This is a genomic window from Bacillus sp. 204(2023) (assembly GCF_037027505.1).
Lineage (GTDB): Bacteria > Bacillota > Bacilli > Bacillales > Bacillaceae > Bacillus > Bacillus subtilis.
Genome location: NZ_JAXCHE010000004.1, coordinates 179,602 through 194,197, shown reverse-complemented (window position 1 = coordinate 194,197; position 14,596 = coordinate 179,602). Strand labels below are relative to the sequence as shown.

12 protein-coding genes and 2 riboswitches are annotated in these 14,596 nt (G+C 44.1%); of the genes, 9 read left to right on the top strand and 3 right to left on the bottom strand.

Features of this window, described 5'->3' with window-relative positions:
* Positions 1–152: 152 nt before the first annotated feature.
* The 4 genes from WA279_RS10515 (at position 153) to WA279_RS10500 (ending at position 5,553) form a co-directional block, all read left to right on the top strand.
* The gene (locus tag WA279_RS10515; RefSeq protein WP_336155364.1) at positions 153–2,213 is read left to right on the top strand and encodes a catalase; all 2,061 of its coding nucleotides are present in this window, start codon (positions 153–155) and stop codon (positions 2,211–2,213) included.
* Positions 2,214–2,381: 168 nt separating this feature from the next.
* Positions 2,382–4,412, top strand: coding sequence for an AAA family ATPase (locus tag WA279_RS10510; RefSeq protein WP_217017303.1), 2,031 nt, complete (start codon positions 2,382–2,384; stop codon positions 4,410–4,412).
* A 34-nt stretch (positions 4,413–4,446) separates the two neighbouring features.
* Positions 4,447–4,737: a hypothetical protein gene (locus tag WA279_RS10505; protein ID WP_336155363.1), complete on the top strand. Its 291-nt coding sequence runs from the start codon at positions 4,447–4,449 to the stop codon at positions 4,735–4,737.
* A gap of 144 nt (positions 4,738–4,881) precedes the next feature.
* Positions 4,882–5,553: a DUF3298 and DUF4163 domain-containing protein gene (locus WA279_RS10500; protein WP_336155362.1), complete on the top strand. Its 672-nt coding sequence runs from the start codon at positions 4,882–4,884 to the stop codon at positions 5,551–5,553.
* 41 nt (positions 5,554–5,594) lie between these two features.
* Here the strand turns inward: WA279_RS10500 and WA279_RS10495 are convergent, their stop codons facing one another.
* On the bottom strand, positions 5,595–6,788 hold the full coding sequence (locus tag WA279_RS10495) for a NupC/NupG family nucleoside CNT transporter (protein ID WP_032725087.1): 1,194 nt from the start codon (positions 6,786–6,788) through the stop codon (positions 5,595–5,597).
* Between the two features lie 127 nt (positions 6,789–6,915).
* A riboswitch (purine riboswitch) is annotated at positions 6,916–7,017 on the bottom strand.
* A 386-nt stretch (positions 7,018–7,403) separates the two neighbouring features.
* Between WA279_RS10495 and WA279_RS10490 the strand changes: the two genes are divergently transcribed.
* From WA279_RS10490 to WA279_RS10470, 5 genes are all read left to right on the top strand, one after another.
* Positions 7,404–8,252, top strand: a complete 849-nt coding sequence (locus WA279_RS10490) for a methyltransferase domain-containing protein (protein ID WP_336155361.1) — start codon at positions 7,404–7,406, stop codon at positions 8,250–8,252.
* A gap of 153 nt (positions 8,253–8,405) precedes the next feature.
* Positions 8,406–9,818: a GntP family permease gene (locus tag WA279_RS10485; RefSeq protein WP_336155360.1), complete on the top strand. Its 1,413-nt coding sequence runs from the start codon at positions 8,406–8,408 to the stop codon at positions 9,816–9,818.
* A 23-nt stretch (positions 9,819–9,841) separates the two neighbouring features.
* Positions 9,842–10,558 (top strand): CoA transferase subunit A, encoded by a 717-nt coding sequence (locus tag WA279_RS10480; RefSeq protein ID WP_336155359.1) that lies wholly within the window; start codon positions 9,842–9,844, stop codon positions 10,556–10,558.
* The gene (locus WA279_RS10475; RefSeq protein WP_336155358.1) at positions 10,555–11,205 is read left to right on the top strand and encodes a CoA transferase subunit B; all 651 of its coding nucleotides are present in this window, start codon (positions 10,555–10,557) and stop codon (positions 11,203–11,205) included. Before WA279_RS10480 ends, WA279_RS10475 begins: the two co-directional genes overlap by 4 nt.
* Positions 11,206–11,221: 16 nt before the next feature.
* Complete coding sequence (locus tag WA279_RS10470; protein WP_014481333.1) at positions 11,222–11,995, top strand: 3-hydroxybutyrate dehydrogenase; 774 nt, start codon at positions 11,222–11,224, stop codon at positions 11,993–11,995.
* A 52-nt stretch (positions 11,996–12,047) separates the two neighbouring features.
* Here WA279_RS10470 and WA279_RS10465 read toward each other — a convergent pair whose 3' ends face one another.
* Complete coding sequence (locus WA279_RS10465) at positions 12,048–13,184, bottom strand: 5-methyltetrahydropteroyltriglutamate--homocysteine S-methyltransferase (protein ID WP_032725091.1); 1,137 nt, start codon at positions 13,182–13,184, stop codon at positions 12,048–12,050.
* Positions 13,185–13,261: 77 nt separating this feature from the next.
* Positions 13,262–13,368, bottom strand: a riboswitch (SAM riboswitch).
* A 68-nt stretch (positions 13,369–13,436) separates the two neighbouring features.
* A complete protein-coding gene (locus tag WA279_RS10460) occupies positions 13,437–14,570 on the bottom strand; it encodes a 5-methyltetrahydropteroyltriglutamate--homocysteine S-methyltransferase (protein ID WP_336155357.1) in 1,134 nt (377 codons plus the stop codon).
* Positions 14,571–14,596: the final 26 nt, after the last annotated feature.

Genomic DNA, 14,596 nt, shown 5'->3' with positions numbered 1-14,596 from the left:
CTTTCTTTCTGTGAAGAAGGCTTATTTCAAATGTGTATGACCGCATATTTATATGTAGACCAAAAATCCTAATGAGCGGATTAGCAGTTTATATGAAGAACGCCACGGGTAAATGTGCTGTAGAATGTTTCGTTTTAAAAGGGGGAACAGACATGAGTGATGACCAAAACAAACGTGTAAATGAACACTCAAAGGACGAGCAGCTTGAGCAGTACAGGGCCGATAACAGCGGGAAGAAAATGACGACAAACCAAGGCTTGCGGGTGTCAGAGGATGAGCATTCGTTAAAAGCCGGGGTTCGCGGCCCGACGCTGATGGAGGATTTTCACTTCCGGGAGAAAATGACGCACTTTGACCATGAGAGGATTCCGGAGCGCGTTGTGCATGCGCGCGGATTTGGCGTGCATGGCTTTTTTCAGGTTTACGAACCAATGACCGAGTACACACGGGCCAAATTTCTTCAGGACCCTTCGGTGAAGACACCGGTATTTGTCCGTTTCTCTACGGTTGCGGGTTCTAAAGGCTCCGCAGACACGGTGCGGGATGCCAGAGGCTTTGCGACAAAATTTTATACTGAAGAAGGAAACTATGACCTTGTGGGAAATAACATTCCGGTGTTTTTCATTCAGGACGCAATCAAATTTCCGGATTTGGTTCACGCGTTTAAGCCTGAGCCACACAATGAAATGCCTCAGGCCGCGACTGCCCATGATACGTTTTGGGATTTTGTCGCCAATAACCCTGAGTCTGCCCACATGGTGATGTGGACGATGTCTGACAGAGGCATCCCCCGCAGCTACAGAATGATGGAGGGCTTCGGCGTGCACACGTTCCGTTTTGTCAATGAACAAGGAAAGGCGCGTTTCGTGAAATTCCATTGGAAACCGGTGCTCGGCGTGCATTCTCTCGTATGGGATGAAGCGCAAAAAATTGCTGGGAAAGATCCGGATTTCCACCGCCGTGATCTGTGGGAAACGATTGAAAACGGCGGCACGGTTGAATACGAGCTTGGCGTGCAGATGATTGACGAAGAGGATGAATTCAAGTTTGATTTTGATATTCTTGACCCGACCAAACTGTGGCCGGAAGAGCTCGTGCCGGTGAAAATCATTGGGAAAATGACGCTGAACCGCAACCAGGATAATGTGTTTGCGGAAACAGAACAGGTCGCATTCCACCCTGGAAATGTCGTGCCGGGCATCGATTTTACAAATGACCCGCTTCTGCAGGGGCGGCTTTTCTCTTATACAGATACACAGCTCATCCGTCTTGGCGGCCCGAACTTCCATGAGCTTCCGATTAACCGGCCGGTATGTCCGTTCCATAACAACCAGTACGACGGCTATCACCGAATGACGATCAATAAGGGACCTGTCGCTTATCATAAAAACTCTCTGCAAAACAATGATCCGTCGCCTGCGACAGCTGAAGAAGGCGGATACGTCCACTATCAGGAAAAAGTCGAGGGCAAAAAAATCCGCCAGCGAAGCGACAGCTTCAACGATTATTACTCACAGGCGAAGCTGTTCTGGAACAGCATGTCTCCTGTGGAGAAGCAGCACATCATTTCTGCTTTCTGCTTCGAGGTCGGGAAGGTCAAAAGCAAAGACGTACAGCGGCAGGTCGTTGATGTCTTCAGCAATGTCGATGCAGATTTAGCAGAAGAAATCGCCAAAGGAGTAGGCGTGGCGGCGCCCGCGAAGCGTAAAGCATCTAAAGAAATTCTTACTTCGCCTGCGTTAAGCCAAGCCCGTACAGTGAAAACCGCGTCAACAAGAAAAGTCGCTGTACTCGCCGGAAACGGATTTCATGAAAAAGAGCTGCAAACAGTGCTGGAAGCCTTAAAGCAAGAAGGAATCACAGTAGATATCATCAGTCAAAATCTGGGGTATATGACAAGCGGCAGCGGACAGCAGCTTGAGGCCAACGGCACGTTCCTGACGGTTGATTCTGTTCTGTATGATGCCGTCTATGCCGCAGGAGGGCTGGAGTTAAAAGACAACAAACAAGCGATGGCGTTTATCAGAGAAGCTTACAATCACTACAAGGCGATCGGTGCGGCAAATGAAGGAATTGACCTTCTTCAATCCTCTGTCGGGACAACAGAGGGACCAGGCATCGTAACGGCTGAAGAAGAACCTGACTACACCGCTTTCAGCAAGGCATTTATCGATGCGATTGCTGCTCATCGCCATTGGGATAGACAGATATAATTTATTAAAAAGAGTATCTTTTATAAGGTACTCTTTTTGTTTTTTCTAAAATCATATTAAGTAGAATATTTATAATGAATATGATAGTATAAATATGTAAAGTTTTGAATGTTTTCTTTTTAATTCCATAGTTATTATATAAATAGATTGCTGAGGTGGGCAAAAAGGATGATAATTGGAACTTTTATTAATGGGTATAAATCTTATGCAAAATCAATTTTTGCTCCTATTGCAAATAATAATGATCAAAAATACGCTGTCTATATTGGAGCAAACGGAGTTGGGAAAAGTGGTATTTTAGAAGCATTAGATGTTTTTTTCAATGGGCGTGAGTGGAATGCTACAAGAGGTTCTACTCGCGAAGATCGATATATCACCCCGATCTTTTTTATTGAGAAGAAAAGATTTCTAACGTTTTTATTTAACAGTCATCGTTACAGTAAGTCAGATATTGATGTTAATAGGAAACTTTTAAATGATTTAAATAATATAAGTTCTCAATTTTGGAATGGCATACAAGATTCGCTTAAAGGAGCTGCAAGAAGAGAGTATATTAACACATTTTATACATTTCTGTCCACTTTAACTAAGGATACCGACCAAGAAGAATATCTAATATTACCTTCAGGTACAAAATTTAATGGAAAACCGACTTTGGCTCCCTTCGATAGTCATTTTAAAAATTTATTAGGTGACAAAGAGTATGAAAAGAAAATTGACAGGTTAAGAAAATTGCTTAGAGATTATTATGCATATGTCTACATTCCTGTTGAACAAAGTGCTGATGAAATTCTAAAGATAGAGGATAGGCAAATGCAAACTTTAATGAATAAAGACGTCCTAAATGAAATTGATAATGTATTAACTACTAAGTATGAAATAGAAGGGAGAAATAAAAGTTTTTTGTCGTTTATAAATGATTATTTAAATACGTTTATGGAAAATATAAATGAATCCATACAACTGATTGATAAACAATATAATTATAGTCCTGAAGCGAATAGTAAAAGAAACTTAACTGTAACAGATATAAGAGAAAAAGTTTTAGAAGCCTATTTTTCTAAAAGACCTTTAAGGTATAAAAATCGTGAAGTAAATAAACTAAGTTCTGGTGAACAAAGAAAGGCGTTAATTGATATATCATATGCATTCTTATCAAATGTAAAAGAAATGGATAGGGAAATTATATTAGCTATTGATGAACCTGAAGTTTCTATGAATGTAATTAACTGTTTTCCACAGTTTGAAAGACTTGAACAGTTATCAAAGGTTTATAATAGACAAGTGCTTATTACTACTCATTGGTACGGGTCTTTACCTATAACGAATAGCGGTCACCTATTTCATCTACATAAAGAAATTGAAGGCGATGTATGTATTTCTAATTTTAGTTTTTTTGATTATTTAGACGAACAAAGAAGATTTCCTAATGATATTGGACTTAAAAGCATGTTTGATTTGGCAACTAGTATAATAAGTTATTCAAAATCTGCTAATAATACTAACTGGATTATTTGTGAAGGGAGTACAGATAAATTATATCTTGAAGAGATCCTTAGGGATAATGGAAACTTCAAGGTATTACCGGTAGGGGGTTGTGCAAATGTTATAAAATTATATGGTCTCCTAAGTTATCCATTAGCAGATAAAACTACGGCTAATGCTATGAATGGAAAAATACTATGTTTAATTGATACGGATTCAAAAAGAATGGAAATAACAAAAGCACCGGAGGGTAATGGAAGAATTGATATAAGAAGATTACAAACGTTAACAAGTAATAATATTCAATCAGTTAGACTGTTAGAGCCTTGGAAACAAGGACAATATTATGAGAAGACTGTTATAGAAGACTGCTTAAATCCGAAAGTTTACTACAATGTCATTAAAGAAATAATTAATTCCGATGCAAATATGACTATTCAACAACTTTTTAGCATGTATCGGTTTAATGAAAATACAAGATTTTCGAGAGTTTTAGACGAATCCTCATCTTTTTTAATTCCTATGAATATAGAGGCAGCTCAGAATAAAATAAAAATAGCAGAATTTTTAGCTGATAAAAAAATCAAAACAAAAGTTGCTTTATTATACAATGAAAAGTGCAAAGAAATGCAATCATCAGATAATCTATTATCCGATGCGATTTGCAAGTATTTCAATATTACTGATAGAATTAATGAAGAAGTATTAACTTAATATTTATTTAACTATATTGCAGGAGTATATAACTATGAACGAAAAACAGCTCGCTGAAGCTTACGAACGCGATGAAAATATGATGATTTTGGTGTTTGCCCAATGGTGCGTGAACCATGATCTTGATCCGATGGAGCTGTACGCCAAAGCGTATCCGCAGCAAAAGCTGAATGAAAGCTTGAAAAAAACCATGGACGATCTGGTCGTGCCAAAACACGAAGCAGAGCACATTCCGAACCAGACTGTCATTGCGGTATTAGAGATATTCGGAAATACAGATTTGGCACAAGCCGTTCATGAAGCGATTTCTGGGCGCAAACAATAAAAAAAGAGACATCCTGTGTCTCTTTTTTTATTGGGAAAATCATGCTGTTAGACCTAGAAACTTCTTTCGATTTAATCAGTCTATAAAAGTGTGTATTGCTTAAATAAGGGAATGATAAACAACGACATCAAAGGAGGAGATTGTATGAAATGGAATAAAATGCTGAAAGCCGCGGGGATTGCAGTCTTGCTTTTTTCCGTAGTTGCATATGCGGCCCCATCTCTAAAAGCAGTTCAAACGAAAACACCGACTGTCAGCACTCATACGTACAAAAAGATCAAGGAGTTAACGTATCCACAAGTGCATCTCATCGGGAATGCCGCTTTTGAAAAGAAAATCAATCAAGAGCTGAAAGCCTACATTGAACAATCGTATCAGGAATATCTGAAAAACAAAAAAGCAGGCGAACAGCAGGGCTTTAAAACGGAATATCAAACATCCTTCAGCGTCAAATACAATGCGGCAGGCAAGCTCAGCATTCAAACACTCAATTATATCTATTCAGGGGGCGCCCACGGTTTAACGTCTGTCCAGTCCTTCAACTATGACTTGAAGGCACAAAAGCGGGTGACGCTGGATCAGATTTTGAACACCAAAACAAAAGTCAGCAAAACGAGAGATTACCTATATAGCTATATCCAAAAACACGATGAGCTGTTTTTCCCTGATGTTAAGAAAGAGGATATAACCCTAAATAAAGACACAATGTTTTACTTTACGGCAAACGGGATCGCCATCGTCTTTGGCCAGTATGACTTGGGGCCTTATGCAGCGGGAATCCGGGATGTGCAGGTACCAGCCTCTATTTATCAATAATGAAAAGAGCCATATCCGAAAAGGGATATGGCTCAATGTTTCTACCACACAAACAGGCCGACAATCGCAGCACTTAATAAAGATACCGCAATTCCGCTGACGAGCAGTTTCCACACGTTTTTCCCGATGACCGTTGACTTTTCTCCGTCAAGGATCGAATTGTACGTGCCGTAAATCATGCCGACAGTACTGAAGTTTGCAAAGGACGTCAGGAATGTCGTCGCCACCGCAACGGTGTGAGGCGGAAGGGATTTGAGATTGTTTTTCAAGTCAAGCATCGCAACAAACTCGTTCGTTGCTAATTTCATGCCCATCAGCTGAGCAACATACATCGCATCGTGCACTGGCAGTCCAAGCAGGAATGCGAACGGACTGAACAGATAAGCAAAAATCGTCTGGATGGTCAGTCCGTGTACGAAAACGCCAAGAATGCCATTGACTGCTGATGTTAATGCGACATATCCGATCACCATTGCCAAAATAACGATCACCATGTTCATGCCGACAAGCATACTGTTAGAAATCGTAGAGAAAAAGTCTTTCTTCTCTTCTTTAGGCGGTGTATAGATGATATCTTCATCCTCCGGCACGTGAACAGGATTCAGCAGGTTTGCGATAATCAGCGCGTTTAAGCAGTTCAAAGGAATCGCTGTAAACACGTATGTCGCGGGTACCATTGACAGGTAAGATCCAATAATGGAGCCGCTGATGCTGCTCATGCTCATTAAACCGAATGTGAGCAGGCGGTTGTTGCTTAAAACCGTTAGCTGCTGGCGGATAACCGCAAGTGCTTCGGTATTTCCAAGAAACATCATTTGAATAGAGAAAAAGCTTTCTAATTTCGGCAAGCGGGAAGCCTTTGAAATCACCCATCCGATTTTATCAATCAGCCAAGGCAAAATGCCGAAATACGTTAAAATATCAAAGAATGTGACGATAAAGATAATTGGAAGAAGCGCACTAAAGAAAAAGTCTACTGTTTCATTCGCCATCACTGACGGAAAGGCAAACGCGATACCGTCACTGGCGCAAGCAATCAGCCAAGTGAAGAAATCACCGATTTTACCGATGGCCCAGCTTCCGACTTTTGTTCCCAGCATAAACCAAGTAATCAGCAATTCCAGAACAATTAACGTAATGATCGGGCGCCACTTGATTTTCTTTTTCTGCGGAGAACATAGGAATACAACTGCCATAATCACAATGAGACCGACAAGGTTTAGTAAAAAGTACATGATAGCAACTCCTATGAGGGTTATTATGGAAACAAAAAAAGCTCTTATTCTTCACAAATTCTGGAAGTGCAGAAAGTGTGAAAAATAAGAGCAAACAGAAAAGAACTTGTCCTTTTCAACTCGTTCAAATTTATTCAAACTTTCTTGTAGTCTAGTTTTTTACGGTTACTAGGTAGAAACAATCAGACCATATTACTGATCATATACAAGAATGTCTTTTTCTAAGATGATAGCAGTATTTTATCCTTTCACTTTTTGAAAATCAACCTTTTTAACTATTTTCACAATAATAAAATTTATATTCTAAAATGAGAAAATAAAGGAAAAACATGCTGGATTGCTATGCTGATATGATGTTGGCGGGATACCAGCATGTCAGTACTGATTTTTCTTCACTATAAGGTTCCAGCTCCTGGATATTTGTTGTATGATGGAAACGGGGAAACCCATACAGCAGAAAGGGAGTTTTTTTCATGATTATCCAATTCATTCGTTATAGATAATGACAGGTGTAGACAAACTGCCAGACCTGGCCAATTTTTGAGATAGGCCTAGGTTTATTTGTCTATGCCTTTTTCATTTATCTAAAAATGAATGAATGGGGTGTTTTTTATCATGAAGCGTACAGTTGATTTCAGCATGTTTCGATGCCCGCTCTGCGATTCTTCTATGGATGCGGCATCAGGGAAAAGCTTGATTTGTACAGAACGAGGACATACATTTGATCTATCTCGGCACGGCTACGTGAACTTTCTGACGAAGCCGGTCAAAACCAGTTACGGTGCTGAGCTTTTTGAAGCGAGGAGCAGGCTGATTGGAGAATGTGGTTTTTTTGACCCGCTCCATGATGCGATTGCAGAGCTCATCAGCCATCCCAAATCTGGTGATGAGGCATTCACCATCCTGGACAGCGGTTGCGGTGAGGGTTCTCATTTGAATGCGCTTTGCGGGTTTGATTATGCAGGGAAAGCAGCGATAGGAACCGGTATAGATCTTTCGAAGGATGGGATCTTAAAAGCTTCTAAGGCATTCAAAGATCAGATATGGGCGGTTGCCGATGTGACGCGTGCTCCTTTTCATGATCGCCAATTTGATGTTGTGCTGTCTATTTTTTCGCCGTCCAATTATGCAGAGTTTCATAGACTGCTGAAGAATGATGGCATGCTCGTAAAAGTAGTGCCGCGAAGCGACTATTTAATAGAATTAAGACAATTTTTATATACTGATTCACCAAGGCGCACGTATTCCAATGCGGCAGCTGTTGAGCGTTTTACAGCAAATGCAGCACACAGCCGTCCTGTCAGGCTGCGCTATGTTAAAACGCTTGACCAGCAGGCGATCCACTGGCTTCTCAAGATGACGCCGCTTGCCTGGTCGGCGCCGAAAGATCGAGTCAGCCTCCTGAAAGAGATGAAATCAGCCGATATTACGGTTGATGTTGATATCCTAATAGGAATGAAATGAATAGCAGAGGAAAGCTCCGAAAAAAGGAGCTTTCCTTTTTTAATCGGAATAGTTGGCCCACGCTTCTCGTACATATGGAAAGGGGACGGAAACAGCCGATGCGGACAGGTTTTTGTAAACGCTTTCTAGTTCGCGGAAACGGGGGATGTGTGTGTGGAACTGATCATCATTCTATTGGCGTTAGGTTTGCTGATGTTTACGGCGTATCGGGGATTTTCTGTCATATTGTTTGCGCCGATTTGCGCGTTATTCGCGGTGCTGCTGACAGATCCAAGCCATGTGCTTCCTTTTTTCTCATCAATTTTTATGGAGAAGATGGCGGGTTTTATTAAGCTGTATTTCCCAGTGTTTTTGCTCGGTGCCATTTTTGGAAAGGTCGTTGAAATGGCCGGGCTTGCGGCATCGATCGCGAAAACAATTGTCCGGCTTGTCGGGGCAAAAAGAGCGATACTTGCCATTGTGCTGATGGGCGCTGTCTTGACGTACAGCGGTGTCAGCCTGTTTGTTGTCGTATTTGCCGTATATCCTTTTGCGAAAAACATGTTCCAAGAAGCAAACATACCAAAACGCCTCATCCCGGGAACGATTGCTTTAGGGGCTTTTACGTTTACGATGGACGCACTTCCGGGAACGCCGCAAATCCAAAATGTCATCCCGACGTCATTTTTCAAAACAGACATTTATGCCGCCCCTTGGCTGGGCTTGATGGGCGCAGTGATTGTGCTGGCAGCTGGGATGCTCTATTTGGAATCAAGGCGGAAGAAAGCGCAGGCATCTGGCGAAGGCTATGGCGGTGTTGATTCGCAGAATGCTCCTGAATCGATTGAGTCCGCGGCTGAACCGGACAAAAGCCTGATTCGGCACGCGCTTGCCTTTATCCCGCTTATTCTCGTCGGTGCAGTGAATAAATATTTCACCATTTACCTGCCAAAGTGGTATCCGAATGGATTTGATTTTTCTTCCATAGGATTAAAGGAGTTCGGCAGGCTTGATATTTCTTCAGCGGCTGCTATTTGGTCGGTGGAGATTGCTTTAGTGATTGGCATCATCACAACGATTTTATTTGATTGGAGAAGTGTGTTTGCCCAAATGAAGGAAGGGCTGAATGAAGGGATCGGCGGCGCCTTGTTGGCATCTATGAATACGGGTGCCGAGTACGGGTTCGGCGGCATTATCGCCGCGCTGCCGGGGTTTCATAAGCTGAGCAGCGGAATTTCACATACTTTTACCGATCCGCTTGTAAATGGCGCCGTTACGACAACTGCGCTGGCGGGAATCACCGGCTCGGCTTCAGGAGGAATGGGCATTGCGTTAAGCGCGATGTCAGAACAATACTTACAGGCGATTCAGGCTTACAATATTCCGCCGGAGGTGATGCATCGGGTCATTTCAATGGCATCAGGCGGGATGGACACACTGCCGCATAATGGCGCCGTTATTACGCTTCTGGCCGTGACGGGTTTGACCCACCGGCAATCCTATCGCGATATTTTTGCGATCACGCTCATTAAAACGGCTGCCGTATTTGCTGTGATCGCGATTTACAGCCTGACTGGTCTAGTGTAGAAGAAAACGAAAGGGGCATCAATATGGGAAAAGTGCTGTCATCAAGCAAGGAAGCTGCGAAACTGATTCATGATGGGGATACGCTGATCGCGGGAGGGTTTGGGCTGTGCGGCATCCCTGAACAGCTCATTTTGTCTATAAGAGATCAGGGAGTAAAGGATTTAACCGTTGTCAGCAATAACTGCGGAGTCGATGACTGGGGGCTTGGTTTGCTTCTGGCTAACAAGCAACTCAAGAAAATGATTGCTTCCTATGTCGGTGAAAATAAAATTTTTGAGCGGCAGTTTTTAAGCGGAGAGCTTGAGGTCGAGCTTGTTCCCCAAGGAACGCTCGCTGAGAGAATTCGTGCAGGCGGTGCAGGCATACCGGGATTTTATACGGCGACAGGCGTCGGCACCTCCATAGCCGAGGGAAAAGAACATAAAACATTCGGCGGCCGGACTTATGTGCTTGAGCGAGGCATTACCGGCGATGTGGCGATCGTCAAAGCGTGGAAAGCGGACACCATGGGCAATTTGGTTTTTAGGAAAACGGCGAGAAATTTCAATCCCATTGCCGCCATGGCAGGCAAGATCACGATTGCCGAGGCGGAAGAAATCGTGGAAGCAGGAGAGCTCGATCCAGATCACATCCATACGCCGGGAATTTACGTACAGCATGTCGTGCTTGGCGCGAGCCAAGAAAAACGGATTGAAAAACGAACAGTTCAGCAAGCATCGGGAAAGGGTGAGGCCAAGTGAAGGAAGCGAGAAAACGAATGGTCAAACGGGCTGTACAAGAAATCAAGGACGGCATGAATGTGAATCTTGGGATTGGAATGCCGACGCTTGTCGCAAATGAGATACCCGACGGCGTTCACGTCATGCTTCAGTCGGAAAACGGCTTGCTCGGAATTGGCCCCTATCCTCTGGAAGGAACGGAAGACGCGGATTTGATCAATGCGGGAAAGGAAACGATCACTGAAGTGACGGGCGCCTCTTATTTTGACAGCGCTGAGTCATTCGCGATGATAAGAGGCGGGCATATCGATTTGGCTATTCTTGGTGGAATGGAGGTTTCGGAGCAGGGTGATTTGGCCAATTGGATGATCCCGGGCAAAATGGTAAAAGGGATGGGCGGCGCTATGGATCTCGTCAACGGGGCGAAACGGATCGTTGTCATCATGGAGCACGTCAATAAGCATGGTGAATCAAAGGTGAAAAAAACATGCTCCCTTCCGCTGACAGGCCAGAAAGTCGTGCACAGGCTGATTACGGATTTGGCTGTATTTGATTTTGTGAACGGCCGCATGACACTGACGGAGCTTCAGGATGGTGTCACAATTGAAGAGGTTTATGAAAAAACAGAAGCTGATTTCGCTGTAAGCCAGTCTGTACTCAATTTTTAATGGGAAGGTGTTTGACATGAGAAAACAAGTCGCCTTGGTGACAGGGGCTGCCGGCGGAATCGGATTCGAAATGGCAAGAGAATTCGCCCGGGAAGGTGCCAGCGTCATCGTTTCAGACCTCCGTCCGGAAGCATGTGAAAAAGCAGCCTCCAAGCTTGCAGAAGAAGGCTTTGACGCGGCGGCCATTCCGTATGATGTGACAAAGGAAGCGCAAGTTGCTGATACGGTGAACGTCATCCAAAAACAATACGGCCGCTTGGATATTCTGGTGAACAATGCCGGTATTCAGCACGTCGCTCCGATTGAAGAGTTTCCGACAGACACCTTTGAACAGCTGATCAAGGTCATGCTGACGGCCCCCTTTATTGCAATGAAGCATGTTTTTCCGATCATGAAAAAACAGCAGTTTGGCAGAATCATTAATATCGCGTCTGTTAATGGATTAGTCGGCTTTGCAGGGAAATCCGCTTATAATAGCGCCAAGCACGGCGTCATTGGACTCACAAAAGTAGGGGCGCTGGAAGGCGCGCCCCACGGCATAACAGTCAATGCGCTCTGTCCGGGTTATGTCGATACCCAGCTTGTACGCAATCAGCTTAGCGATCTATCGAAAACGAGAAATGTCCCTTACGACTCTGTACTTGAACAAGTCATTTTTCCGCTTGTGCCGCAAAAGCGACTGCTTTCCGTCAAGGAAATTGCGGATTATGCCGTGTTTTTGGCAAGCGAGAAGGCGAAGGGCGTCACTGGGCAGGCTGTCGTCCTTGATGGGGGCTACACCGCACAATGACATAAAAAAACACACTTGCTCCGCTAGGGAATCAAGTGTGTTTTTTCTTTTCTTATTTCCAAACATCATTAGCGATCTCAACCACATGGCGGAGCTTCGCCCATTGCTGTTCTTCAGTCAGCTTGTTGCCTTCCTCAGTTGAAGCAAATCCGCATTGAGGGCTGAGGCAAAGCTGGTCTAAGCTTACATAACGGGACGCTTCTTCGATACGGCGTTTCACGTCATCCGGATTTTCAAGCTCACCGAATTTAGATGTCACTAAGCCAAGAACAAGCTGAAGATCAGACCGTTTTACGTAACGGAGCGGCTCAAATCCGCCTGAGCGTGAATCATCATACTCTAAGAAAAGTCCGTCAAGATTCAAGCCGTCAAAAATGGTTTCGGCTGCTGCGTCATAGCCGCCTTCCGCTGTCCAAGTGGACTGGAAGTTGCCGCGGCAAATATGCATGGTTACCGTCAAGTCATCCGGGCGGTCTGCAATCGCGTCGTTAATCGATTTCGCAAACAGCTGGCGAAGCTCATCAGGCGTTGTTCCAAACGCTTCGATTTGTTTTAAGCCTTTTTCTGATAAGAAAACGGCCCACGCTGTATCATCAAGCTGGAGGTATCGGCAGCCTCTGTCATAAAACGCTTGAATCGCTTTTTTATATGCTTTGGATACATCATGCTGGAAAAGGTGATAGTCGTTTTTGTATGCACCTTTTTCCAATTTCCCGCGGAAAAACAGCATATTCGGGCTTGGAATGGTCATCTTTGGCGTCGCGTCACCGGCAATGCTATGGAGAAATGAGTAATCTTCAAGCATTGGGTGTGTTGAAAAGTCGATATCGCCTGTGACTTTAATGCCGCGTGCTTTTGTCTGTACGTTATGGAATTGAATGCCTTGCTCAGGAGTAAACGGCTCAACGCCATCTAAGTTTTCCAGGAAATCAAAGTGCCACCATGCTCTGCGGAATTCACCGTCTGTCACGACGTTCAGGCCGATTTCCCTCTGTTTTTCCACAATGCGGATAATTTCATCGTTTTCGATCTGGCGAAGCTGCTCAGCCGTAATATCGCCGGCCGCTTTTTGCAGCCGCGCTTTTTTAACAGGCTCAGATCTCAACAGGCTTCCGACTTGATCCGCGCGAAACGGCGGTTTTTTTCTTTGAAGTGATTTTTGTTCTGCGGGTGTTGTTTGTTGTGACATGTTGTCCATTCCTTCTTTCCATTCAAATGTAAAAAAGCTCTTCCTTTGGATAAGGAAGAGCTTGCGTGACAATCTCAACCTTATCTTCAAGAGCAATCATTGCTCTAAAGGATTTAGCACCATTCTGTTAAACAGCGGTTGCCGGGTATCGCAGGGCCAGTCCCTCCACCTCTCTTGATAAGGAAAACCTTTTTATGAAATTTTCTGATAGTATCTATTATTCACACATTTTCTATTTCTGTCAATGATAGATTATCTCCACACATCTTTGGCAATGTCGATGACATGGCGAAGCTTTGCCCATTGCTGCTCCTCTGTCAGAAGGTTGCCTTCTTCTGTAGAGGCGAAACCGCACTGCGGGCTCAGGCATAGCTGGTCCAAGCTGACAAAACGCGCGGCTTCATTGATACGGCGTTTCACATCCTCAGGATTTTCAAGCTCGCCGTATTTCGATGTGATCAAGCCGAGCACAATTTGCAGATCCTTGCGCTTCACAAAACGGAGCGGATCAAAGTTTCCGGAGCGGTCATCATCGTATTCCAAGAAAAGGCCGTCAAGGTTTAAGCCGTCCAAAATCGTTTCCGCTACAGCGTCGTACCCTCCTGATGCCGCCCAGGTTGAGCGGAAGTTGCCACGGCAAATGTGCATTGTGATCGTTAAATCGCCAGGCCGGTCTGCCACGGCATCGTTAATTGTTTTGGCAAATATGGCTGGCAATGTTTCTGGATCACCGCCGAGCGCCCGGACAACCTCTCTGCCTTTTTCCTCAAAGAAGAGAGACCATGACGTATCATCGAGCTGGAGATAACGGCAGCCAGCATCATAGAAGGCTTTGATTGCTTTTTTGTACGCTTGGGCCAGATCATGAAAGTATTCCTCTTGATCGTCATAAATCCCTTTATCCGCCTTTTCGCCAAAAAACAGCATATTTGGGCTGGGAATGGTCAATTTTGGCGTCGCGTTACCGGCAATCTCATGTAAAAATTGATAATCAGCAAGCGCTGGGTGGCTCGTAAAATCGAGTTTTCCCGTCACTTTGATGCTGCGCGCTTTCGTTTTTGTGTTATGGAACTGAATTCCCTCAGCCGGGATGAACGGTTCCACACCGTCAAGCCCTTCCAGGAAGTCATAATGCCACCAGGAACGTCGGAATTCCCCGTCTGTTACCACATCGAGACCGATTTCTTTTTGTTTTTCCACGATGCGGGTGATCTCTTGATTTTCGATATCACGAAGCTGTTCCGCTGTCATCTCACCAGCCGCTTTTTTTTGCCGGGATTCCTTCACCGGAACGGAACGAAGCAAACTGCCGACATGATCGGCGCGGAAAGGTGCTTTGCGTTGTTTTTCTGTTTTTTGTCCTGCGACATTCGTTTGTTGAGCCATGTTATTCGCCTCTTTTCTGAAATATT

Bases quoted from the DNA above. Each gene is read 5' to 3' on its own strand.
- WA279_RS10490 (WP_336155361.1), top strand. From the start codon at position 7,404: ATGAAGCGTACAGTTGATTTCAGCATGTTTCGATGCCCGCTCTGCGAT.
- WA279_RS10460 (WP_336155357.1), bottom strand. From the start codon at position 14,570: ATGGCTCAACAAACGAATGTCGCAGGACAAAAAACAGAAAAACAACGC.
- WA279_RS10500 (WP_336155362.1), top strand. From the start codon at position 4,882: ATGAAATGGAATAAAATGCTGAAAGCCGCGGGGATTGCAGTCTTGCTT.
- WA279_RS10510 (WP_217017303.1), top strand. From the start codon at position 2,382: ATGATAATTGGAACTTTTATTAATGGGTATAAATCTTATGCAAAATCA.
- WA279_RS10515 (WP_336155364.1), top strand. From the start codon at position 153: ATGAGTGATGACCAAAACAAACGTGTAAATGAACACTCAAAGGACGAG.
- WA279_RS10505 (WP_336155363.1), top strand. From the start codon at position 4,447: ATGAACGAAAAACAGCTCGCTGAAGCTTACGAACGCGATGAAAATATG.
- WA279_RS10495 (WP_032725087.1), bottom strand. From the start codon at position 6,788: ATGTACTTTTTACTAAACCTTGTCGGTCTCATTGTGATTATGGCAGTT.
- WA279_RS10480 (WP_336155359.1), top strand. From the start codon at position 9,842: ATGGGAAAAGTGCTGTCATCAAGCAAGGAAGCTGCGAAACTGATTCAT.
- WA279_RS10465 (WP_032725091.1), bottom strand. From the start codon at position 13,184: ATGTCACAACAAACAACACCCGCAGAACAAAAATCACTTCAAAGAAAA.
- WA279_RS10470 (WP_014481333.1), top strand. From the start codon at position 11,222: ATGAGAAAACAAGTCGCCTTGGTGACAGGGGCTGCCGGCGGAATCGGA.